Source organism: Streptomyces sp. NPDC025273, from assembly GCF_040638585.1.
In the GTDB taxonomy this organism is placed as follows: Bacteria; Actinomycetota; Actinomycetes; order Streptomycetales; family Streptomycetaceae; genus Streptomyces; species Streptomyces cinereorectus.
Genome location: NZ_JBEZYP010000001.1, coordinates 659,638 through 682,449 on the forward strand (window position 1 = coordinate 659,638; position 22,812 = coordinate 682,449).

The 22,812-nt window shown below is 71.2% G+C and carries 21 protein-coding genes and 1 pseudogene; 6 read left to right on the top strand and 16 right to left on the bottom strand.

The window, feature by feature from the left end:
* Positions 1-31: 31 nt before the first annotated feature.
* From AB0F38_RS02825 to AB0F38_RS02840, 4 genes are all read right to left on the bottom strand, one after another.
* Complete coding sequence (locus AB0F38_RS02825) at positions 32-280, bottom strand: acyl carrier protein (protein ID WP_014045780.1); 249 nt, start codon at positions 278-280, stop codon at positions 32-34.
* A gap of 63 nt (positions 281-343) precedes the next feature.
* Entirely contained in the window at positions 344-1,345 is a 1,002-nt protein-coding gene (locus tag AB0F38_RS02830) for a ketoacyl-ACP synthase III (protein ID WP_361885564.1), read from the bottom strand.
* Between the two features lie 13 nt (positions 1,346-1,358).
* Positions 1,359-2,273 carry an ACP S-malonyltransferase gene (locus AB0F38_RS02835; RefSeq protein WP_361885567.1) on the bottom strand — a complete coding sequence of 305 codons (915 nt, stop codon included), beginning with the start codon at positions 2,271-2,273 and terminating at the stop codon, positions 1,359-1,361.
* A gap of 89 nt (positions 2,274-2,362) precedes the next feature.
* Positions 2,363-3,562 carry a helix-turn-helix domain-containing protein gene (locus AB0F38_RS02840; RefSeq protein ID WP_361885570.1) on the bottom strand — a complete coding sequence of 400 codons (1,200 nt, stop codon included), beginning with the start codon at positions 3,560-3,562 and terminating at the stop codon, positions 2,363-2,365.
* 79 nt (positions 3,563-3,641) lie between these two features.
* Between AB0F38_RS02840 and AB0F38_RS02845 the strand changes: the two genes are divergently transcribed.
* Positions 3,642-4,313 carry a pirin family protein gene (locus AB0F38_RS02845; protein WP_361885573.1) on the top strand — a complete coding sequence of 224 codons (672 nt, stop codon included), beginning with the start codon at positions 3,642-3,644 and terminating at the stop codon, positions 4,311-4,313.
* A gap of 158 nt (positions 4,314-4,471) precedes the next feature.
* Here AB0F38_RS02845 and AB0F38_RS02850 read toward each other — a convergent pair whose 3' ends face one another.
* The 3 genes and pseudogenes from AB0F38_RS02850 to AB0F38_RS02860 form a co-directional block, all read right to left on the bottom strand.
* A complete protein-coding gene (locus tag AB0F38_RS02850) occupies positions 4,472-4,624 on the bottom strand; it encodes a DUF397 domain-containing protein (protein WP_361886733.1) in 153 nt (50 codons plus the stop codon).
* Positions 4,616-4,687: pseudogene (locus AB0F38_RS02855) on the bottom strand (Scr1 family TA system antitoxin-like transcriptional regulator); the annotation flags it as partial. The pseudogene AB0F38_RS02855 and the gene AB0F38_RS02850, both read right to left, overlap by 9 nt.
* A gap of 21 nt (positions 4,688-4,708) precedes the next feature.
* Positions 4,709-5,530, bottom strand: coding sequence for a serine hydrolase domain-containing protein (locus tag AB0F38_RS02860; RefSeq protein WP_361885576.1), 822 nt, complete (start codon positions 5,528-5,530; stop codon positions 4,709-4,711).
* A gap of 85 nt (positions 5,531-5,615) precedes the next feature.
* Here AB0F38_RS02860 and AB0F38_RS02865 point away from each other — a divergent pair, with 85 nt between their 5' ends.
* Positions 5,616-6,077: a MerR family transcriptional regulator gene (locus AB0F38_RS02865; RefSeq protein ID WP_361885579.1), complete on the top strand. Its 462-nt coding sequence runs from the start codon at positions 5,616-5,618 to the stop codon at positions 6,075-6,077.
* A 4-nt stretch (positions 6,078-6,081) separates the two neighbouring features.
* On the top strand, positions 6,082-7,098 hold the full coding sequence (locus AB0F38_RS02870) for an aldo/keto reductase (RefSeq protein ID WP_361885582.1): 1,017 nt from the start codon (positions 6,082-6,084) through the stop codon (positions 7,096-7,098).
* Between the two features lie 96 nt (positions 7,099-7,194).
* Here AB0F38_RS02870 and AB0F38_RS02875 read toward each other — a convergent pair whose 3' ends face one another.
* The 8 genes from AB0F38_RS02875 to AB0F38_RS02910 all read right to left on the bottom strand — a co-directional run bounded on the left by AB0F38_RS02875 (position 7,195) and on the right by AB0F38_RS02910 (position 16,503).
* The gene (locus tag AB0F38_RS02875; protein WP_361885584.1) at positions 7,195-8,079 is read right to left on the bottom strand and encodes a hypothetical protein; all 885 of its coding nucleotides are present in this window, start codon (positions 8,077-8,079) and stop codon (positions 7,195-7,197) included.
* Between the two features lie 683 nt (positions 8,080-8,762).
* Positions 8,763-9,971: an acyltransferase gene (locus AB0F38_RS02880; RefSeq protein WP_361885587.1), complete on the bottom strand. Its 1,209-nt coding sequence runs from the start codon at positions 9,969-9,971 to the stop codon at positions 8,763-8,765.
* Positions 9,968-11,011, bottom strand: coding sequence for an alpha/beta hydrolase (locus tag AB0F38_RS02885; protein WP_361885590.1), 1,044 nt, complete (start codon positions 11,009-11,011; stop codon positions 9,968-9,970). Before AB0F38_RS02885 ends, AB0F38_RS02880 begins: the two co-directional genes overlap by 4 nt.
* Before the next feature lie 182 nt (positions 11,012-11,193).
* Positions 11,194-11,874: a response regulator transcription factor gene (locus AB0F38_RS02890; protein WP_361885593.1), complete on the bottom strand. Its 681-nt coding sequence runs from the start codon at positions 11,872-11,874 to the stop codon at positions 11,194-11,196.
* Positions 11,871-13,223: a sensor histidine kinase gene (locus tag AB0F38_RS02895; RefSeq protein ID WP_361885596.1), complete on the bottom strand. Its 1,353-nt coding sequence runs from the start codon at positions 13,221-13,223 to the stop codon at positions 11,871-11,873. Before AB0F38_RS02895 ends, AB0F38_RS02890 begins: the two co-directional genes overlap by 4 nt.
* A gap of 154 nt (positions 13,224-13,377) precedes the next feature.
* A complete protein-coding gene (locus AB0F38_RS02900; RefSeq protein ID WP_361885599.1) occupies positions 13,378-14,310 on the bottom strand; it encodes a DUF4429 domain-containing protein in 933 nt (310 codons plus the stop codon).
* 87 nt (positions 14,311-14,397) lie between these two features.
* The gene (locus tag AB0F38_RS02905; RefSeq protein WP_361885601.1) at positions 14,398-15,609 is read right to left on the bottom strand and encodes an alpha/beta hydrolase; all 1,212 of its coding nucleotides are present in this window, start codon (positions 15,607-15,609) and stop codon (positions 14,398-14,400) included.
* Positions 15,610-15,834: 225 nt separating this feature from the next.
* Positions 15,835-16,503, bottom strand: a complete 669-nt coding sequence (locus AB0F38_RS02910; RefSeq protein WP_361885604.1) for a TetR family transcriptional regulator — start codon at positions 16,501-16,503, stop codon at positions 15,835-15,837.
* A 116-nt stretch (positions 16,504-16,619) separates the two neighbouring features.
* Between AB0F38_RS02910 and AB0F38_RS02915 the strand changes: the two genes are divergently transcribed.
* The gene (locus AB0F38_RS02915; protein WP_361885607.1) at positions 16,620-18,230 is read left to right on the top strand and encodes an MFS transporter; all 1,611 of its coding nucleotides are present in this window, start codon (positions 16,620-16,622) and stop codon (positions 18,228-18,230) included.
* 175 nt (positions 18,231-18,405) lie between these two features.
* Entirely contained in the window at positions 18,406-18,831 is a 426-nt protein-coding gene (locus AB0F38_RS02920) for a peptidase inhibitor family I36 protein (protein ID WP_361885609.1), read from the top strand.
* A gap of 141 nt (positions 18,832-18,972) precedes the next feature.
* Here AB0F38_RS02920 and aceE read toward each other — a convergent pair whose 3' ends face one another.
* Positions 18,973-21,714, bottom strand: a complete 2,742-nt coding sequence (aceE, locus tag AB0F38_RS02925) for a pyruvate dehydrogenase (acetyl-transferring), homodimeric type (protein ID WP_361885612.1) — start codon at positions 21,712-21,714, stop codon at positions 18,973-18,975.
* A 480-nt stretch (positions 21,715-22,194) separates the two neighbouring features.
* Here aceE and AB0F38_RS02930 point away from each other — a divergent pair, with 480 nt between their 5' ends.
* The gene (locus AB0F38_RS02930) at positions 22,195-22,632 is read left to right on the top strand and encodes a DUF3052 domain-containing protein (protein ID WP_056784969.1); all 438 of its coding nucleotides are present in this window, start codon (positions 22,195-22,197) and stop codon (positions 22,630-22,632) included.
* Positions 22,633-22,812 lie beyond the last annotated feature (180 nt).

A 22,812-nucleotide genomic window follows, 5' to 3' on the forward strand; every position in this document is an offset into this window, starting at 1 on the left:
GCCGGGTGGCGACACACGGGACGGGCTGGGATCAGCCCTGGTGCTTCAGGATGTAATCGGCGGCGTCGCCGACCGTCTTGAGGTTCTTGACGTCCTCGTCGGGGATCTTGACGTCGAAGCGCTCCTCGGCGGCGACGACGACCTCGACCATGGACAGCGAGTCGACGTCCAGGTCGTCGGTGAAGGACTTGTCCAGCTGGACGTCCTCGACCGGGATACCGGCGATCTCGTTGACGATCTCGGCGAGACCGGTGACGATCTCTTCCTGAGTGGCGGCCATGTTGGCGCTCCTTCGATGTGTTTCTGCAGGGTTCGGGCGTACGGACCGAAAGGTCCGGTGTGCCTAGGGGAGGGTAACGACCGTCGCGGCGTAGACGAGACCCGCCCCGAAGCCGATGATGAGCGCCGTGTCGCCGCTCTTGGCCTGACCGGTCGCCAGAAGCCGCTCCATTGCGAGCGGAATCGAGGCGGCCGACGTGTTGCCGGTGGTTTCCACGTCACGGGCGACCGTGACGTGCTCCGGCAGCTTGAGCGTCTTCACCATCGAGTCGATGATCCGCATGTTGGCCTGGTGCGGGATGAAGACATCCAGATCCTCCGGGGAGATCCCGGCCGCTTCCAGTGCCTGCTGGGCGACCTTGGCCATCTCGAAGACGGCCCAGCGGAAGACCGCCTGGCCCTCCTGCGTGATGGCCGGGAACTTCTCCGGCCGGTCGGCGTGGAAGACGTCCCACGCCACGGTCTGCTTGATCGTTCCGGACTTGTCGCCCTCGGAGCCCCAGACCGTGGGGCCGATGGCCGGCTCCTCGGAGGGGCCGACGACGACCGCGCCCGCACCGTCGCCGAACAGGAAGGCCGTCGCGCGGTCCTCAAGGTCGGTGAGGTCGCTGAGGCGCTCGACGCCGATGACGAGGACGTACTCCGCGGAACCCTCGACGATCATGCCCTTGGCGAGCGTGAGGCCGTAGCCGAAGCCCGCGCAGCCGGCCGAGATGTCGAAGGCGGCGGGCTTGCCCGCGCCGATCTTGTGGGCGATGTCGGTCGCGATGGCCGGGGTCTGCTGGAAGTGCGAGACGGTGGAGACGATCACTCCGCCGATCTGCCCGGGTGTGACCCCGGCGTCGGCGATCGCCTTGCCGGCGGCCTCCACGGACATCGCCGACACGGTCTCCTCGTCGGAGGCCCAGTGCCGGGTGGCGATGCCGGAGCGGGAGCGGATCCACTCGTCGGACGAGTCGATCGTCTCGAGGATCACCTCGTTGGGCACGACACGGGTCGGGCGGTAGCCGCCGACACCCATGATCCGTGCGTACGGGGCGCCCTTGCTGGGCTTGATCTTCGACATGCTCTCGGGCTCCTTAGGCGCCGGCGTGCTCGGAGATGAGCGCGCGGGCGGCGTCGAGGTCGTCGGGGGTCTTGAGCGCGAGCGTCTTCACGCCGGGCAGCGCGCGCTTGGCGAGCCCCACCAAGGTGCCGCCGGGGGCGGCCTCGATGAACGCCGTGACCCCGAGCTCCTTGAAGGTCTCCATGCACAGGTCCCAGCGGACCGGGTTGGCGACCTGGCCGACGAGCCGCGAGATGACCTCGTCGCCGGTGGCGACCGTCTTCCCGTCGGCGTTCGACACGTACGTCACCTTCGGGTCGGCGACCGTCAGGCCGGCGGCGGCCGTACGCAGCTTCTCCACGGCTGGAGCCATGTGGTGCGTGTGGAACGCGCCCGCCACCTTGAGCGTCACGACACGGCGCACGCCCTCGGGCATGTCCTCGACCAGCGCGGCGATCTGCTCCGCGGTGCCCGCGGCGACGATCTGGCCGCCGCCGTTGACGTTCGCCGGGGTGAGCCCCAGCTTCTCCAGGTGGGCGACAGAGACATCGGGGTCCCCGCCGAGGAGCGCGGCCATACCCGTCTCGGTGACCGCGGCGGCCTCGGCCATGCCGAGCCCTCGGGTGCGTACGAAGCGGAGCGCCGCCTCGTCGTCGATGACGCCGGCGAGCGCCGCGGCGGTGATCTCACCGACGCTGTGGCCCGCGACGACGCCGGGCGATGCGTCCAGGGCGGCGGCGGAGAGGAGACCCGCGGCGACCAGCAGCGGCTGGGCCACCGCCGTGTCGCGGATCTCGTCCGCGTCGGCCTTCGTGCCGTAGTGGACAAGGTCGAGCCCGATGGCGTCGGACCAGCCCGCGATGCGGTCGGCGGCGCCGGGGAGTTCGAGCCAGGGAGTCAGGAAGCCGGGCGTCTGAGCGCCTTGGCCGGGAGCGACGAGTACGAGCACCCTCACACTCTCTCTTGTGGACGGCTCCGTAGGCCCGTGGGGACAGGGACGAAGAACCGTCAGGGGAATTGTTGAAGTCCGACAAAAGTCTAGGACTGAGTATCTCCGGCGGCCAAGCGCCCCAGGATGAGGGCGATCCGCAGGGTGAACGCGGAGCGGACGTCGGAGGGTGACCAGCCGGTGACGTCGGTCACACGTCGCAGCCGGTAGCGCACGGTATTGGGGTGCACGAACAGCATCCGGGCCGCGCCCTCCAGGCTGCTCGCCTGTTCCAGATAGACACTCAGCGTCTCCAGCAGTGCCGAACCGGCCTCTTCGAGCGGTCTGTAGATCTCCTCCACCAGTTGGTCGCGCGCGGCGGGGTCTCCGGCCATCGCGCGTTCCGGAAGGAGATCGTCCGACAGTACGGGGCGCGGGGCGTCCTGCCACGCCGAGCACGCCTTGAGCCCGGCGGCGGCGGCCTGGGCGGACCGGGTGGCGGCCAGCAGGTCGGGCACCACGGGACCGGCGACGACGGGACCGGCGGCATACGGGCCGATCAGCGACTTCGCCACGTTCAGCGGGTTGTCGCTGCCGCCGGCGATGACGACCAGCCGGTGACCGAGCACCCCGGTCAGCACCTGGAGCTTGGCGTGCCGGGCAGCCCGCCGGATCGCTTCCACGGTGAGCTCGCTGTCCCCGTCCGGGGCGGTGCCGAGGACGACGCAGACGTGCTCGGGGGAGTTCCAGCCGAGCGCCGCGGCGCGTGACACGGCACCCTCGTCCGCCTCGCCGGACAGCACCGCGTTCACCACGAGGGACTCCAGCCGGGCGTCCCACGCCCCGCGGGCCTCGGCGGCCTGGGCGTACACCTGGGCGGTCGCGAAGGCGATCTCGCGGGCGTAGACGAGCAGCGCCTCACGCAGCACCGACTCGTCGCCGGGGGCCGCCACCTCGTCGATCGCGGACTCCATGACCTCGATCGTCGTCCGCACCATCTCGACGGTCTGCCGCAGTGTGATGGCCCGGGTCAGCTCGCGCGGAGCCGTGCCGAACACATCGGTGGAGATGGCCTGCGGGGTCTCCGGGTGCCGGAACCACTCGGTGAACGCGGCGATGCCCGCCTGGGCCACCAGACCGATCCAGGACCGGTTCTCCGGTGGCATCGCCCGGTACCACGACAGCGTCTCGTCCATGCGGGCGATGGCGTTGGCGGCCAGACGGCCGGAGGACCGCTCCAGCCGCTTCAGGGTCGCGGCGTGGAGGTGGGCGGCGTTCGAGGCGGGTTGCTCAGGATCGGGTCGGGGCACGGACACAAGACTGCCTTATCGGGGCAGGTGCGCGGAGGGGAGGGGCGGGCGGGTCGCCGGGCGGGGCTACCGTGGACGTGTGATGGACGTACGCCGCTCCGGCGACCGCTTCCGCGGTGGGGACCCGGCCCCGGGTGTCTCCGCGGGCATCGAGACGCTGCACGCATTCTCCTTCGGGCGCTTCTACGACCCCGACAACCTGCGCTTCGGGCCGGTGCTGGCCTGCAACGAGGAGCGTCTCTCCCCGGGCGCCGGTTTCGACGAGCATCCGCACAGCCACACCGAGATCGTCACCTGGGTGGTGGAGGGCGAGCTCACCCACCGGGACTCGGCGGGCCACGCCACCGTCGTACGTGCCGGGGACGTCCAGCACCTCAGCTCGGCCGCCGGGGTGCGGCATGTCGAACGCAACGACGGCGAGGGTCCGCTGACGTTCATTCAGATGTGGCTGGCCCCGCTGGAACCCGGCGGGGAGCCGTCGTACACGCATGTCGCCGGGATCGCGGACTCCACGCCGTACGCCCTGCCCGAGTCGCGCGCCATGCTCCATGTCCGCCGCCTGGCCGAGGGTGAGCGCACCGCGGTGCCGGAAGCGGCGGGCGTGTACGTCCATGTCGTACGGGGCGAGGTGCGGGTCGGCGGTGAGGAGCTGGCGGCGGGCGACTCGGCACGGATCACGGAGTCCGGAGGGCTGGAGCTGGTGGCCCTGACGGCCGCCGAGGTGCTGATGTGGGAGCTCGCCTCGGTGTGAGGCGCACGGACGCCTCTTCTGCAGGCCCGGTTCGAGCGCCATGACCACCGCGTGCCTACGGGGCGCCGGCCCCGAGCTCGGCGAACTCCCGCAGCAGATGCGTCTTCACCGTGACCGCTGTGATGCGCTCACGGTGCCGCCGGCCTCCGTCCGTTCGGTCAGCGAAGCCCGTCCACGAGCACGGGTCCGGCGGGATTCTTGCTGTCGGGGACGGAGGCGGAGCAGCCGTCGGCCACCTCGACGCAGTCGCCGCCGTTGGTGCCGCTGTACGAGGACCCCTCGACCCTGCTGGGGTCGTCCACGGAAAACAGGGCTCGCGCGTACTTCTCCGTCCGCAGCAGCCCGTAGACCAACTGCGCCTGGTACGTGGAGATGTACGTCGGCCGGAGGGCCTCTCAGCGGGAGGCGGACAGCTCCGCCAGCACCGCGTCGGTGAACGGCGGCCAGGCCTCGGTCGCCCAGGGGCCGAACGCCCGGTCCGTCAGCGCGACGCAGGCCGCGCCCGCCGCCGGATCGATCCACAGGAACGTGCCGGCCTGGCCGAAGTGGCCGAAGGTGGCGGGGGAGGAGGAGAGCCCCGTCCAGTGCGGTGACTTGGAGCCGCGGATCTCGAAGCCGAGTCCCCAGTCGTTGGGGTTCTGGTGACCGTAGCCGGGGAGCACGCCCTTGAGGCCCGGGTGGACGACGGTCTGGGCCTCCAGCACCGTACGCGGATCGAGGAGGCGCGGGGCCTGGACCTCCGCAGCGAAGCGGACCAGGTCGTCCACGGTCGAGACGCCGTCCTTGGCCGGGGAGCCGTCCACCGTCGTCGAGGTCATGCCCAGGGGCTGCAGGACCGCCTGGCGCACGTACTCCGCGAACGGGATCTGCGTGGCCTTCGTGATGTGGTCGCCGAGCACCTCGAAGCCCGCGTTGGAGTACAGCCGGCGGGTGCCGGCGGGCGCCGTGACCCGGTGCTCGTCGAAGGCGAGGCCACTGGTGTGCGCCAGGAGGTGGCGGACGGTCGAGCCCTCGGGGCCGGCCGGCTCGTCCAGCTCGACGGCGCCCTCCTCGTACGCCACCAGCGCCGCGTAGGCCGCGAGCGGCTTGGTGACGGAGGCCAGCGGGAAGCGGTGCGCGGTGGGACCATGGGTACCCAGGAGCGCGCCGTCCGACGTGACGACGGCGGCTGCCGCGGTGGGGACGGGCCAGTTCTCGATCATCGCCAGGCTGTGCATGCGTATGAGCCTAACGGGGCCCGAATCCGCGATCGCCCCCGTATCGCTTGCTTGGAGCGCACTCCAAGGTTCTAGCGTGGAGGACATGACGGTGAGGGAAAGCACTTCCGCACGCACGGACACCTGTGCCTCGGCCCCGACGGCGCACCCGCGTCCCGAGGGCCAGGACCGCTACACCATCAGCGAGGTCGTGGCCCTCAGCGGGCTCACGGCACACACGCTGCGCTGGTACGAGCGGATCGGGCTGATGCCGCATGTGGACCGCTCGCACACGGGCCAGCGCCGCTTCAGCAACCGCGACCTGGACTGGCTGTCCTTCGTCGGCAAACTCCGGCTGACCGGCATGCCGGTCGCCGGCATGGTCAGGTACGCGGAGCTGGTCCGGCAGGGCGAGCACACCTTCGCCGAACGACAGGAACTGCTGGAGTCGACCCGGCGCGACGTGCGGTCCCGTATCGCGGAGCTCCAGGGGACGCTCGCCGTGCTCGACTTCAAGATCGACTTCTATGGTGGCGCCCGTACGGCGCCGGAATCGGAAAGGGTCTGACCACATGAGCGAGACCGGAAAGATCGCGACCGTACAGCTCGGCGGTCAAGGCCCGCAGGTGGGCGTGCAGGGGCTCGGCTGCATGGGGATCAGCGAGTTCTACGGGGAAACCGACGAGGCGGCGGCCCGGGACACCCTGGAGGCGGCGCTGGACGCGGGCGTCACCCTCTTCGACACGGCGGACGTCTACGGACGCGGGGCCAACGAGACGTTCCTCGCGCCGTTCGTCGGGGCGCACCGGGACGAGATCACGCTGGCCACGAAATTCGCCATAGAGCGGACCGACGACCCGCACTACCGGGGCGTGCGCAACGATCCCGCGTACATCCGCGAGGCCGTCGAGGGCAGCCTGCGACGGCTGGGCACCGACGTCATCGACCTGTACTACATGCACCGCCGCGATCCGCTCGTCCCGCTCGCCGAGTCGGTGGGCGCGATGGCCGAGCTGGTGCGGCAGGGCAAGGTCAGGCAGCTCGGACTGAGCGAGGTGACCGGGGCCGAGCTCCGTGAGGCGCACGCCGTGCACCCGATCGCCGCCCTCCAGTCCGAATGGTCGCTCTTCAGCCGGGACGTGGAGCACAGCGCCGTGCCCGCCGCAGCGGAGCTCGGGGTGACCCTCGTGCCGTACTCGCCGCTCGGCCGCGGGTTCCTGACCGGGGCGTTCGCCGACGCGGTCAAGGACCTGGCGGACGACGACTTCCGTAAGCACCAGCCGCGCTTCACCGGCGAGAACGCGAAGAGGAACGCCGCCCTGCTGGAGCCCGTGCACAAGATCGCGGCGGCCCATGGGGCGACGGCCGCGCAGGTGGCCCTGGCCTGGGTGCAGCAGAGGGCACAGGTGCACGGTCTGACCGTGGTGCCGATCCCCGGCACCCGCAAGCGCAGCCGTCTGCTGGAGAACCTCGGGGCGACCAGGCTGTCCCTGTCCGAGCAGGAGCTGGAGCTGCTGGAGCCACTGGCGGGCCAGGTGGCGGGGGACAGGTACCCGGACATGAGCAGCACGGCCACCGCGCGCGAGTAGCCGGCCCCGGTGGCTTCGGGCCGGGCGGGGCGCGGAGGTCGCGAGGCCCGCCGTGAGCAGCCCGGCCGCTGCCCGGCGGGCGCCCGGAGGCTCGTGTCAGCGCTCGGCCGGATAGTCGTGGGCCCACCTCTGTTGCGCCGGGTAGGCGGAGTTCCCGGGCGTCGCGTCGACGTGCGAGCGGAGGAATTCGCTGCCGTCCTGGCTGTAAGGCGCGTACTGAGCGGTTCTCGCCTGGCCGGGGGCGTCGGCCGGCGGTGACCATGAACGGTTCTCGTTCGCGCTCGAGGACAGGGCGCGGCCGAAGCCGTGGGCGGTCTCGGCGGCCCGGGCGAATTCGTTCGAGAGGCGCCTGTGCCGGCCCCGGTCGCGGCGTGCCTGCGTGAGGCGCCCGTTCGCGTACAGCAACTGCGCCCGCGAGACCAGTTGAGTGAGCCCGATGCCGAGCTGGGCGGCGAGGGCCGCGGCATCCGTACCCTTGTTCCAGCCGTCCACCAGCAGGGCGTCGCGGGCGTGCGACCACTCCTCCGGTCCCAGGGGCCCCGCAGGTGTCGACTGCTGGGCCGGGAGCTGTTCCACGCGGGGTGACGGAATGGAGCACTGAGTGGGCTCCAGTCGTACCTTGGCCGCGGGATTCCCGCCTTGGGGGAGGGGCAGGGGGCTGTTGTTCCCGGGAACGGCTCCCGTCGCCGCGGCCACGTCCGGAGCGTCGGCCGGCGGATGGCTGAGCAGTGCTCCGGCGAGCGAGCGGGCATCGCTCTTTCCGACGGTACGGCGGGCGAGCCGCACCTCGCGCTCGTTCAGCCCCAGCAACTCGGCAACAGCGGCGTCACTACCCACAGTGACGGCGAAAGCGGCAAGAGTTCTCGCACGCTCCGCCTGGGCCCCGTCGAATACCGACTGCGCCTCACGCACCCGGTCGTCCGCACCACAGAAGGCGTCGGCCAAAACGGCGTGCCGCTTCCACATCTCCCTGGCTTCCACGGTCGGTCAACGTCGGTGCGGCTGAATTGTTTCTGCGAAATGCCGAAATGACCCGATTGGGCCTGCGAGATAGTACTTGGCGACAATCATCCCGCGTCATGTTCCCGGCCGTTCGTGCTCTTTGTTCGTGCACCGGGATTGATTCCGGCCGTCAGGTCATGCGAGTGGCGTGGTGTCGCGAAGGTGAAGTATCCGCAACGTCCGCTCCGTCTCCTCCTGGTGGTGCCGGTAGGAGACAAGCCGCTGCCACTCCGGATCCGGGACGCCGGGGAGCGTGCTGCCGCGAGCAGTCCAGAGTCTGATCAATTGCCCGTACATCGGCGTTTCCGTCCCTCTCTTCGCCGCGGGGGGCACCGTACGCGGTTGCACCTCGGGTCGGGGCTCCGCAGTCCTGGGGCCGGGCACGCTTCCCACTCCTCTCGGTGAATGTCCCGGAACGAAGGATGCGTAGCCAGTGCCCGTTGCGGTTGCCGTTGCTGTGGGGGCATCAGATGTACTCACGCCTGGGAAACGAACCCACGCCCCACTTGTCACTACTCGTGCGCCTGTCCCGTGGCATGGACGGGTTCTCGTGCGGCAGTTCGGGCGAGCGTCCGAGCACAGCCCGGGAGTACCGCCGAGGAGCGACTGCGCGGGGGACGTGGACTCCGAGCAGCACGGCCCCTGCACGAGGGCAGGCGGCCTCAGGCCAGCCGTAGCGCGAAGACCGCGAAGCCCGCCGCGAGCAGCCCCGCCGCTGCCCGGCGCGCCTTCGCGCCGCGCGTGCCCGCCTCCCAGGGCTCCTCGAACCGGCGGGCGTAGCGGGCGATCAGGAGCAGGAGGGCGGCGAACAGGGGCATCCAGGCCAGCCGGGCGATGATCCAGCCGGCCGAGTCCGGGCTCGTCGTCAGCCCCGGTACCGCGCCCGCGAACGACGCGGGGACGGCCGCGGCCAGCATCGCCGTCTGGTGCCAGCACAGGATCGTCATCGCGGACAGGTTGATCACCACCACCGGGGCCCACAGTGCCGGACGGCGCAGCGCCCTGCCGATCGGGCCGTGCAGGAGGAGGGCCGCGCCGCTCTGCGCCGAGGCCAGCGCGAGGACCAGCAGGGACGGCGGATGCGAATTGGTCCGTGCCTCGCCGGGTACGCCGACCATCGACGCCGGGTAGTGGAAGACGAGCAGCAGTACGGCGAACAGCGCCGTGCCGCCGACGAGCAGCAGACGGGCCCCGCACCGGGTGAGGCGGCCCTCCCCCCAGGAGACGCCGAGCTGATAGGCGAAGAGCCAGCCGGGCAGGATGTTCAGCACGCCCAGCCAGGGCGGCACGGCATCCGCGTACGGGCCGTAGCGCAGGAAGTCGACCGCCGCGACCGAGCCGATCAGCGGGGCCGCCGCCCAGCCGCCGAGCCGCCCGGCCAGGCGCACGCAGTACGGCGTGAGTGCCGTGACGACCGCGTAGACCCCGACGAACCAGAGCGGCTGGATCACCAGCTTCGCGCCCGTACGCAAGGTGTCCTCGGGCACCCCGGCCGCGTACAGCACCGGAATCATCAGCGCCCACACGGCGGTCACGCCGAGCACCGGCCTGCCCAGCCTGACCATCCGGGCGCGCAGCCAGGCGCCGTCGGTGGACGGTCTGCGGTGGTAGGAGAGGACGGAGGCGTAGCCGCCGACCAGGAAGAAGACGCCCAGCATCTGGAGCACCCAGCTCACCGGGGAGAAGACGGCGAAGGCGGAGAGCGGGCTGGCGTTGTGCAGCGCGCCGTCGCCGTCCAGGGTGAATCCGCCGAGCAGCCAGTGACCGGTTGGCACCGCCAGCAGGGCGAGAGCGCGCAGCCCGTCGGCCGCGCGGTCGCGGTGGACGGGGGTCCGCTCGTCGATCCGGGAGGCCAACTGCCGCACGCTCATCGGGAGGCCCCTTCGGCGATGGCGGCGAAGGCACGGAGCGAGTCCGTGCCGGGAGCGAAGTAGCCGGTGTGCCCCTTCGCGTCCTCGGCGGGCACCCGGCGGGCCCCGAACCGCGCGCCGGCCGGGTCGGCGCCGTGCCCGAGACCGGCCACCCGCACATGCGGCACGTCGTCGATCCAGTCGGTGTCGTCCTTGGCCGCCCAGACCCGGGCCCCGGTGCGCAGATCGGCCACGTCGTCGGCGCGCATCCCCGGAGAGCCGAGCACGACCAGATCCGTGGCGGTGAGCCGGTGCGCCGCGAGCCCGCACACCACCGAGCCGTAGCTGTGGCAGAACACGACGGGCGCGGGCAGCCCGTCGGCGGCGAGCCCGGCCGTGAAGCGGGTGAGCCGCTTGGCGCCCGCCTCGGCCAGTGCGCCCGTCGCCGCGTCCAGGCCCAGACCGACGGGCGTGGTGTATCCGGCCCAGGCGATCACGGCACCGTCCCGGCCCGTCTCGGCGTGCAGCGAAGCGGCCATTCCCGCCGGAGTGCCGTACACGTCGCCACGCCGGTCGAAGGTCCCGGCGTCGATGTCCGAACCCGGTACGACGACGGACACATGACGGGCGGAGCGCAGGTCCCCGAACACCTCGGCGACCTGGCCGCGGCCCCGGGGGTCGAACGCGAGGATCTGCCGACCGGGTGCGGCGAGGCGGGCGTACCGGGGGTCGTGGGAGGCGCTCAGCGCACGGGCGTTGGCGCGGTAGCGGAGCTCCAGCGGCACGCCGTCCAGATTGCCGACGACCAACGGGTGCCGCTCCAGAAGCTCCTGCCGATCAGCCGTGCTCAACACCCGGAAGAAGGAACGCACCTGATCCGGCGTCGCGCGAGCAGGATCGGGCAGCTCCCGTCCCCGCACCTCGTCGGCGCGCCACGAGTCGCTGCCGGGCGGCGGTCCCGTCACCGCCCGCTGGGTGTCGCCCGACGCCCAGCCGGCCGTCCCCGCCACCACTGTGGCCGCCAGTGCGACCGCGACCAGTGTCCTCGCGTATCGGCGCATCGTGTCCTCCCCCTACGGCGTGCGCACACCGGTCGGTGTGCCGGGGAGGAAGGTAGGAAGACGACGGGTGACAGGGCGTCACACTGCGGGGCCAACCCTCAGGTGGTACCGGGGTAGGGGGTGTACGGGGGGAAAGCCCCACGCCTCCCCGGGTGCCACCGGGGGGACGTGGCGGGAAGGCCTCACGCCTCCCCGGGGGTCACCAGCCCCGACTCGTACGCGAAGATCACCGCCTGGGCCCGGTCCCGCAGGCCGAGCTTGGCCAGCACCCGCCCGATGTGCGTCTTCACCGTCTGCTCGGCCAGCACCAGCCGCGCCGCGATCTCCTGGTTCGACAGGCCCCGGGCGATCAGCTCCAGCACCTCCGTCTCACGCGGTGTCAGGCCGGTCAGCCGCAGCGCCGGACCGCTGGAGGGCGCGGCCGGCCGCTGACGCGCGAAGTCGGCGATGAGCCGCCGGGTCACCGAGGGCGCCAGCAGCGCGTCGCCCGCCGCCACGACCCGCACCGCGGAGATCAGGTCGGCCGGCGGGGCGTCCTTCAGCAGGAATCCGGAGGCCCCGGCGCGCAGCGCCTCGTACACGTAGTCGTCCACGTCGAAGGTGGTGAGCATCAGGACCTTCGGCCGGTGGACCACACCCGTCGGCGGGCTCAACAGCTCGCGGGCCGCGGCCAGTCCGTCCATCTCGGGCATCCGCACATCCATCAGGACGACGTCCGGATGCACCGTCCTGCTGACCTCGACCCCCTTGCGCCCGTCCGGCGCCTCGCCCACCACGTCGATGTCGCTCTGCGCGGCCAGCAGCGCGGCGAAACCGGCCCGCACCATGGCCTGGTCGTCGACGATGATCACGCGGATGGTCACGGTTCCTCCGGGGACAGGGATGCCGGGGGCGGCTCGGACGGCGGCAGCGGAAGCCGCGCGGCCACCCGGAAGCCCCCGTCCGGCAGCGGGCCGGTGTCGAGCGTGCCGCCGGTCAACCGTACGCGTTCCCGCATGCCGACCAGTCCGTGTCCCGTCCCCGACGCCTCCAGCGGCGAACCCGGTTTCCGCGCCGCGTCGTTGACGACCAGCACCGTCAGATGGCCGTCGCCCGCCGTGACCGACACCCGGGTGCGCGCACCCGGCGCGTGCCGCACCACATTGGCCAGCGACTCCTGCACGATGCGGTACGCCGACAGCTCCACCGCCTGCGGCACGTCGCCGCGCTCCACCGCCCCCCGCACGTCCGCCGCCAGCGAGAGCTCGGCCGGGAGCCCCGCCCGCACCGTCGCCTCCACCAGCTGCTGCAACCGGCCGAGGCCAGGCTGCGGGGCCAGCTCGCCCCGGCTGCCGTCACTGCGCAGCACCGACAGCAGACGGCGCATCTCGGCCAGGGACTCCCGGGCGGCCGCCGCGATCGACGTGAACTCCGCCCGCGCCTCCTCGGAGAGCCCACTGATCCTGTACGGGGCCGAGTCGGCCTGCACGGTGATCACCGACATGTGGTGCGCGACCACGTCATGGAGCTCTCGGGCGATCCGGGTGCGCTCCTCCAGCAGCGTCCGCTGCGCACGCTCGGCCTCGCTGATCGTCTCCTGCTCCACGAGCCGGCGCTGGGCCTCGCTCCGCTCCCGTACCGCCGCCCCGATCACCAGCACCACCGCACCGAGGACGAGCAGCAGCAGCGCGCCGCCGTCGCTGCGCGCGGGCGCGATCAGATGCAGCAGCAGCCCTGCCGTGCCCGTCGCCAGCCATACGCCGATCACGGTCCGCCGGTTCTCCCGCAGGCCCAGGGCCAGCAGCACGAAGAGATAGCCGACGATGGCCGGCGAGGTCCACGGCCAGATGGTCCCGGGCTGCTCCGGCCGCCCCAGGAGCACCAGGGCGCCCAGGAGGTCGGCGGCGAAGACGATCCACCAGGCCTGCAGCGGCCGGTGCGCCAGCATCAGCAGGGGGGCGGCCTGTCCGACGGCCAGCGCCCCGGCGATCCCGCCGGACACCTCGTAGTCGCCGGTCAGTACCTCGATGGTGACAGGGACGAAGACAGCGGTCAGAGCCAGCACGACGGCGTACGGCAGCAGCCGCAGCCATAGCCTCGGAGAACCGGCGAGCGGCGGGGTCGGCGGGTGGGACGGGTGGGACAGGGACTGGGCGAGCTCGCGCAGATTGCGGCGGGCGGCGCTCAGCAGACCGTCGGCGGGGGACGGGGGCCCGGGGGAAGACGTGGTCATGATCGGGTCAGAGTAGGCACGGGGTGTGCGGGGTGGCGTCATACCGTGGGGCTGATCGCGGGCGCCCCGCCCCGTACCCGGGTAGGGGGCGGGGCTCGTGGCCCGGCACCGGAGGCTCGGAGCCCGGCACCGGGCAGGAGGCCGTGGGCAGGGCTCACAGCTCGGCGAGCAGCTCCGCCTTCTTCGCGCTGAACTCCGCGTCCGTCACCAGGCCCGCGTGGTGCAGATCCCCGAGGTAGCGCATCCGCTCGGCGATGTCCGCAGGGTCGCGGCGCCCGCCGCCCACCGGGACGGGAGCGGTCGCGACGGGCACGGACTGGGTCCGGCGGGCGGACTCCAGGACGGCCGCGGCGAACGGCAGCGACTCGTGCACCGGTCCGTACCCCAGGCCGAACACGACGGCCGCCGGGTCCTGGTCCGGAGGGACGCGCCGGACGGCAAGGGCGGTGCCCCGGGCCGGGTCAGGACCGGGACCGCCCTCGGCCGGCTCCCCCGGATCCGCGCACGCGCCGCGCGGCAGCAGCCGGAGGTACCCCTCGAAGGCCTCGGGCGAGCGCCATTCGATCCCGCCCAGGTCCGCCACGGGAAAGCTCTGGTCGCCCGCCTTCCACTTGGCGCTGGAGGCACCCGTCCGGGACCAACGGAACGAGACCAGTCTCCCGTCGAAAGCGGCCCGGCCGTCGTAGGCCTTGAAGTGCATCGGAGGCTCGGGAGCCGTCACCATGAAGCGGTCGGCGGGCAGGGACGCCTCCTCCCCCAGGAGGGCCCGCAGCTCGCCGGCGTAGTACTCCGCGAGCGTCTCGCTCCCGGCCGGCAGCACCAGGCGACAGGGATCGCAGCTCTCCTTGAGCTGCCCGGCCGCGGCCTCCAGCAGCGGATCGGCACGGGGTCTCGGCACCGCGTGCAGGACCACCGTGCCCCGCTTGCCCGGGGTCAGTGTCACCGATGACAACGCCGCGTACGGAATGCGGCGTTCACGCAGACTCAGAAAGAGCCTCGGCGTACGGATCCCCCGTTCGAAGCGGATGAGCACGGAGTCGGTGTCGAACTCCCAGGTGGCATGAATCCCCGCCAGCACATCACCCATGTGCCTCATCGTATGCGGCACAGGTCCGCGCGTCCCCCCTCGGTACGGTCGGAAACCGGCAAGGCCGCCCGCGGCCCTCCACGCGCGTCAGGCACCCGGCTCGCCGGCAATATCGCGGTGGCACGACTGGTCGGCGGTCGAGCAGCTGACCGAGTCGTAGGCGCCCACGCCGATGGCGGCGAAGTTGCTGAGGCTGGTCGTACCCGGCTCGAAATAGCCGCTGTGCCCGATCGCGCCGCTCGCCGACACGATCCGCGCGCCGAAGCCCGGGTCGACCGGATCGGCGCCGTGGCCGAGACCGCCGACCGCCATGTTCGGCACGTCCTCGATCCAGTCGTCGCCGTCCCGCATCGCCCACACCCTGGCCCGGGTGTGCAGACCGGCCGCACTGTCCGCCCGCATGCCCGGACTGCCCGCGACCGCGATGTCGGACACCCGGGACGGCAGCCCACGGGCCGCGACACCGCACAGCACGGAGCCGTAGCTGTGGCAGAACAGCGAGACGGACGAGGTGCCGGGCAGTGCGCCCACCAGCGCGTTCAGCCGCACGGCGCCTTCCGCCGCCAGCCTGCCCAGAGCGGCGTCCATGCCGATCCCGGCGGGCGCCGTGTAATCGGCCCAGGCGATGACCGCGGTACGGGAGCCGGGGCCGGCCGCGCGCTCGGCGGCGTACAGCGACTGCGCCATACCGACGGGCGCCGCGTTCTTCCTGCGGCCGGTGCGTTCCAGCGTCAGCAGATTCGTGTCGACCCCGGGGACGACGACCGAGACCCGCCGCGCCCGGTCGAGGTCGCCGAAGACCTCGGCCGCGTGACCCCGGCCCGACGGGTCGAAGGCGAGGATCTGCCGGTCACCCGCGAGCAGCGATCTGAAGCGTTCCAGCCGGAGCAGGGCCTGGTGGCGGCCGTGGGACGAGAGTCTCGTGTCCTGAGTGCGCTGCTGCTCCAGGGCCCGGGCCTGCACCAGGGCATGGCGGTTGGCCCGGTACCGCAGGGTGACCGGGGCGCCGTTCAGATTCCCCACCACGAGCGGGTACTTGTCGGCGAGCGCGACCTGCTGCCCCGACGTGAGCGTCGCGAAGAAGTGGGCCAGCCGGTACGCCGGCGCGTCGGTGTCCGGGAGTGAGTGACCGGCTATCCGGTCCCTCGCCCAGGAGGCGAGCGCGATCTCGCGCGGTGCGGCGGAGTGCTGATGGCGCACGGCGGTCCACCCGGTGGTCGCCAGCATCACGAACACGACCGCTACGGCGAGCAGCGCGCGCCAAGCGGTGAGCGTGGGGGAGGAATCGAAGGAAGTCACTGCGCCCCACCCTAAAAGACATGCACAGGCCCCCGTTACGGGGGTGACGCGGATCACCCGGCCGCGGGGAATCGGACGCGGGACTCTCACGCTGCGTGGGTGGCCCGCCCACGCTCCGGTGCGTCGGGCGGCCGTCCCGAATGCGGCACGGTCCGGGGCGGCCCGGTCGTTGTGAGTTCGGTCATGACCCGGCGGTGAGGCGTGCGGCACAGCTGTGCGGTCCGCCTAAGCGGCGCGCCAGCCCTCGGAGAGCGCAGGCTGGAGGTGGTCCAGGTGGAGCTCGGTCAGATCGCGCAGCGCCTCGACGCTCGCGTCCTGGCGCTGCCCCCACAGCTGACCGGTCAGTCGCATCACGCCGGAGAATGCGGCGACGGCCACCCGGGGCCGGGGATCGGTGTCAGGATCCAGTCCCTCACGCTCCGCAACCAGCAGGGTGATCTGGTGCTCCAGGTCGATGCTGCGCCGCATGTGGGCGGCGAGGAGTGCGGGGGTCGACTCGATCATCCGGTACGTCCGCATCTGGAGCGCGACCGTGATGTTCCCCCCGGGGGCATCGGCGATACTGTCCCAGGCGTTCAGCGCGGCCCGGCGCATGGCCTCGAAGGGGGACTCGGCGGCCGGGCGCCGGCGCAGCTCCGCGAGGAAGTTCAGCTCGACCGTCTCCTGGACGGCGAAGGCGGCCGCCTCCTTGTTCGTGAAGTAGCGGAAGAAGGTGCGCTGGGACACCTCGACGGCGTCGACGATCTCGTCGACGGTGGTCCGGTCGTACCCCTGGGTGGTGAAGAGCTCGAGAGCGGTGTGCAGCAGGGCGTCGCGGGTGCGCTTCTTCTTGCGCTCGCGCAAGCCGGCCGGAGGCCCCGGCGCAGGGGCCCCGGTTGTCTGCCCGCACGTCACGTAACGGACCTCTTTCTGTCGCTTTGACCGTCTCAGCCTACCTACGGGCTACGTGACAGTTACTGTCTTGTGAAATGGTTTGTCAACTGTCAGACGCTGACACTAATCTCCAGCGCATGACTAGTCAGACCGCTGTCGAGAAGGCGCCGCAGGAGCCTGAAGACACCCACGTTCCCGCACCGGTGAAGGGGTTGCGCGGCCATCCCTGGCTGACGCTCTTCGCCGTCGCCATAGGCGTGATGATGGTGGCCCTCGACGGCACGATCGTCGCGATCGCCAACCCCGCCATCCAGCAGGACCTCGGAGCCTCGCTCGCCGACGTCCAGTGGATCACCAACGGCTACATGCTCGCGCTCGCGGTCTCGCTGATCACCGCGGGCAAGCTCGGTGACCGCTTCGGCCACCGCCAGACCTTCCTGATAGGCATCGCGGGGTTCGCCGCCTCCTCGGCGGCCATCGGCCTCGCCGACAGTGTGACGCTCGTGATCGTCTTCCGAGTGCTGCAGGGCCTGTTCGGCGCCCTGCTGATGCCCGCGGCGCTCGGCCTGCTGCGCGCCACCTTCCCCGCCGAGAAGCTGAACATGGCGATCGGCATCTGGGGCATGGTGATCGGCGCCTCGACCGCGGGCGGCCCCATCCTCGGCGGTGTGCTCGTGGAGCACGTCAGCTGGCAGTCCGTGTTCTTCATCAACGTGCCGGTCGGCGTGCTCGCGCTCGTCTTCGGCCTCGTGATCCTCAGGGACCACCGCGCCGCGAACGCGCCCAGGTCCTTCGACATCGGCGGCATCGTGCTGCTCTCGCAGGCGATGTTCTGCCTGATCTGGTCGCTCATCAAGGGATCCGAGTGGGGCTGGGGCGATGCCAGGACCCTCGGCTTCCTCGGCGCCGCGATCGTTCTGTTCTTCGTGTTCGCCCTCTCCCAGAAGAACGTCCGCGAGCCGCTCATCCCGCTGACCATGTTCCGCTCCCTGCCGCTCTCGGCCGGTGTGGTCCTCATGGTGCTGATGGCCTTCGCCTTCATGGGCGGCCTGTTCTTCGTCACCTTCTACCTGCAGAACGTCCACGGCATGAGCCCGGTCGACAGCGGTCTGCACCTGCTGCCGCTGACCGGGATGATGATCGTCGGATCGCCGCTCGCCGGCGCCGCGATCACCAGGTTCGGCCCGCGGGTGCCGCTCGTCGGCGGCATGGTGTCCGTCGCGATCGCCATGTTCGGCATGTCGCAGCTGACCACCGGCACCGGCACCCTGACCATGTCGCTCTGGTTCGGCCTGCTCGGCTTCGGCCTCGCACCGGTCATGGTCGGCGCCACCGAGGTCATCGTGGGCAACGCCCCGCTTGAGCTCTCCGGTGTCGCGGGCGGGCTGCAGCAGGCGGCGATGCAGGTCGGCGGCAGCCTCGGCACGGCCGTCCTGGGTGCCGTCATGGCCGCGCAGGTCGACGCCGAGCTCGGCGACAACTGGAAGGCCGCGGACCTTCCGCCGGTCGACCCGGCGCAGCTCGACCAGGCATCCGCGGCCATCAAGGTCGGCATGCCGCCCGTCGCGCCCGGCACCCCGCCGGAGATCGCGGCGAAGATCACGGGCGTCGCCCATGACACGTTCGTGTCGGGCATGAGCTCCGCGTTCATGGTCGCCGGCATCGTCGCGGTGGTCGCGGCCCTGGTCGCCACACTCACCAAGCGCGGTGCGAACGCCGAGGCTGGCGCGGGAGCCGGTCACATCTGACCCCCGCACCCACCGGCGACCAGGCGTCAACACGGTGCACACGACAGCCCCGCCGGACGGTTCCGGCGGGGCTGTCGCCTATCAGGGTGGTCCGTCGCCCGGCCCCTTCCCGGTGCGCTCCCGCGCAGGTCAGAGTGCGGACATCGATTCGCTCGACCACGGGGGTTGATCCACCATGCGCACGACCGTTCTCGCCGCCACCCTGGCGGCCACCGCGCTCGTCCCGGCCACGGCACTGGCCGGCACCGCGCCCGCCGCCCACCACGGGTCCGCCGAGCAGGGGCGCTCCCGCAGCGCCCCGCAGACCACCCCGGCAGGGCTCGCGCCCTGCGGGGCGGGGCAGCTCTGCCTCTGGACGAAAGCCGACTTCGCGGGGGCCGGGCAGACCCACGAGCTGTCCACCGTCGACATCGAGAGCTGTGTCCCGCTGCCGGCCGGCGGCCACGCCCAGTCCCTCGTCAACCGCACCGGGCGTCCCGTCACCACCTACCAGTCGGCCGAGTGCGGGGAGACCGGGGAATTCGAGACGTACCCGGGCGGCGGCACCTGGGTGCCCCGGTCGCCGTACACCGTGAGGGCCTTCAAGATCTGGGAGAGCTGACCGTGACGGCCTTCGGGACCGCGGGCGGCTGACCGGCCGCGGAACGCCGCAGGGCGGCGGAACCCCGAGGTTCCGCCGCCCTGCGTACACCCGCGCGCGGCGTACACCCGCGCCATGTGTCCGTGCCGTGTGTCCGTGCCGTTACGCGTCGCCGCCGGCCGGGCCCGGGTCGGCCGCGGCCACGTCCAGGAGGTCGTACCGGTCGACCGCCGTCTTCAGCGCCGAACGGTCGATCCGGCCCTCCTTGGCCAGCTCCGTGAGCACCGCGAGCACGATCGACTGCGCGTCGATGTGGAAGAAGCGGCGGGCCGCCCCGCGGGTGTCGGCGAAGCCGAAGCCGTCCGCACCCAGCGACTGGTACGCACCGGGCACCCAGCGCGCGATCTGGTCGGGCACCGAACGCATCCAGTCCGAGACCGCCACGAACGGGCCCTCGGAGCCGGAGAGCTTCCGCGTCACGTACGGGACGCGCTGCTCCTCCTCCGGGTGGAGCAGGTTGTACCGCTCCACGTCCACGGCCTCACGGCGCAGCTCGTTCCAGGAGGTCGCCGACCAGACGTCCGCCTTCACGTTCCACTCGTCGGCGAGGATCCGCTGCGCCTCCACCGCCCACGGCACCGCCACACCGGACGCCATGATCTGGGCCGGGATCTGGCCCTTCTCGCCGGCGCGGTAGCGGTACACGCCCTTGAGGATGCCCTCGACATCCACGTCGGCGGGCTCGGCCGGGTGCTGGATCGGCTCGTTGTAGACGGTCAGGTAGTAGAAGACGTCCTCGTTCTCCTCGGGGGTCCCGCCGTACATCCTGCGCAGACCGTCCTGGACGATGTGCGCGATCTCGTACCCGAACGCCGGGTCGTACGCGACGCAGCCCGGGTTCGTGGACGCCAGGAGCTGCGAGTGACCGTCCGCGTGCTGGAGGCCCTCACCGGTCAGCGTGGTACGGCCGGCGGTCGCGCCCAACACGAAACCGCGCGAGAGCTGGTCGGCCATCTGCCAGAACTGGTCACCGGTGCGCTGGAAACCGAACATGGAGTAGAAGACGTACACCGGGATCAGCGGCTCGCCGTGCGTGGCGTACGCCGAGCCCGCCGCGATCAGCGAGGCCGTGCAGCCGGCCTCGGAGATGCCGTCGTGCAGCATCTGGCCGGTCGGCGACTCCTTGTACGCGAGGAGGAGCTCCCGGTCCACCGACTCGTACTGCTGGCCGAGCGGGTTGTAGATCTTCGCACTCGGGAAGAACGCGTCCATGCCGAAGGTGCGGTACTCGTCCGGCGCGATCAGCACGAAGCGCTTGCCGATCTCCTTGTCCCGCATGAGGTCCTTCAGTACGCGGACGAACGCCATGGTCGTGGCGATCGACTGCTGACCCGAACCCTTCTTAGCGGTCGCGTACGCCTTGTCGTCGGGCAAGGGCAGCGGCTTCGCCCGCACGACCCGGGACGGGACGTACCCGCCCAGACCCTGACGGCGGTCGTGCATGTACTGGATCTCTTCCGAGTCGCGGCCCGGGTGGTAGTACGGCGGGTTGCCGTCCTCCAGCTGCTTGTCCGCGACCGGGATGTGCAGCCGGTCGCGGAAGCGCTTCAGGTCGTCGACCGTGAGCTTCTTCATCTGGTGGGTCGCGTTGCGGCCCTCGAAGTTCGGTCCGAGCGTCCAGCCCTTGACCGTCTGCGCCAGGATCACCGTCGGCTGGCCCCTGTGGGCCTTGGCCGCCGCGTACGCCGCGTACACCTTCCGGTGGTCGTGGCCGCCGCGCCCCAGGTGCAGGATCTGGTCGTCGGACATGTCCTTGACCATGTCGCGCAGCCGCGGGTCGTCACCGAAGAAGTGGTCGCGGATGTACGCGCCGGTCTCGGTGGCGTACGTCTGGAACTGGCCGTCCGGGGTGGTGTTCAGCTTGTTGACCAGGATGCCCGTGCGGTCCTGCGCGAGCAGCGGGTCCCAGGTGCGGTCCCAGACCAGCTTGATGACGTTCCACCCGGCACCGCGGAACTGCGACTCCAGCTCCTGGATGATCTTGCCGTTGCCGCGGACCGGGCCGTCCAGGCGCTGCAGGTTGCAGTTGACCACGAAGGTGAGGTTGTCCAGACCCTCACGGGCGGCGATGGACAGCTGGCCGAGCGACTCGGGCTCGTCCATCTCGCCGTCACCCAGATAGGCCCAGACGTGCGACTTGGAGGTGTCGGCGATGCCGCGCGCCTCCATGTAGCGGTTCATCCGCGCCTGGTAGATCGCACCGAGCGGGCCGAGGCCCATCGAGACGGTCGGGAACTCCCAGAAGTCCGGCATCAGCCGCGGGTGCGGGTAGCTGGACAGGCCGTTCGGCGCCTTCGACTTCTCCTGGCGGAAGGCGTCGAGCTGTGCCTCGCTCAGCCGGTCGAGCAGGAAGGCACGGGCGTAGATGCCCGGGGAGGCGTGTCCCTGGAAGAAGATCTGGTCGCCGCCGTCGCCCTGGTCCTTGCCGCGGAAGAAGTGGTTGAAGCCCACGTCGTACAGCGAGGCCGAGGAGGCGAAGGTGGCGATGTGGCCACCGACCCCGATCCCGGGGCGCTGGGCGCGGGAGACCATCACCGCGGCGTTCCACCGGGTCGCGTTGAGGACCTTGCGCTCGATCTCCTCGTCACCGGGGAAGAACGGCTCGTCCTTCGTGGCGATCGTGTTCACGTAGTCCGTGCTGCGCATCTCCGGCACGGCGACGCGCTTCTCGCGGGCGCGCTCGATGAGGCGGAGCATCAGGTAGCGGGCCCGCTCACGGCCTCGCTCGTCGACGGCGGCGTCGAGGGAGTCGAGCCATTCCTGGGTCTCTTCTGGATCGAAGTCCGGGACCTGGCTCGGAAGGCCGCCAATGATGATCGGGTTGCGATCGGATCCGGAAGCCACGCTGTTCCTTCGCTGTTCGGTGGTGCTCTTCGGGGCCTGGTTGCGGGGGAACGTTCCCCCGAGTGCCTTCTGTACGCAGACTCCATCGTGTACCGCGAGGGCCTGAACGTCATCTCTACTGTGGAGTAACACGAGGTTCCCCGAAGCCGGGGCGGGCCCCGGCGCCGGTGGAACGAGGGCGCTCCGGCCCAAACCGCAACCATACGCCCAACCCGGCCATGCGTTCCCAAAGGCTGTTCGACTCCGAATGGCGGACCGAAACGGCATAAGCTGAGGAAGGACGTAAAGGGTCCGGACACCGTTCCGGGCCCCGCAGGAGACATGCCGGACGTTGCGGCGACGTGGCAGGGAACGTCACCGTTTAGGCGGTCTCGGCCGCCGGGTACTTGCGCGATTCGCCGAGCCCGTGTGGACTACGGCCAATGCCCCGCGCACGCGCGTGGCCGAAGCATTTTCCGAAACATGATCAGGAGGCAACCCGTGAGCGCGACCGCGGACCACGCGGAGGAACGGACCAACACGGCCGCAAGGCTTGGGTTCGAGCCCGGACAGGTGGTCCAGGAGATCGGCTACGACGACGACGTCGAGCAGGAGCTCCGTGAGGGCATTGAGGCCACAATCGGCCAGGAACTCGTCGACGAGGACTACGACGATGTCGCTGACGTCGTCCTGCTCTGGTTCCGCGACGAGGACGGCGACCTTACGGACGCGCTGGTGGATGCCATTGGTCTGATCGAGGACGGTGGGGCGGTCTGGCTGCTGACGCCCAAGACCGGCCGCGACGGATACGTCGAACCGAGCGACATCAACGAGGCTGCCCAGACAGCTGGTCTCGCCCAGACCAAGAGCATCAGCGCGGGCAAGGACTGGACGGGCAGCCGTCTGGTCACTCCCAAGGGGGCCAAGGCCAAGCGCTGAACCCCTTTCGTCACCGAGGCCCCCGACGGCACCGCGCCGCCGGGGGCCTTCGTACGCGCCCGTACCCGCGGACGGGAGCCCGGGGGCCTTCGTACGCGCCCGTGGGCGGCTCTGCGTAGGGTGGGGACTCACCCGGACGGACCAGTCCGGGCAATTGGTGACGCTGCGAAGGGACACGTC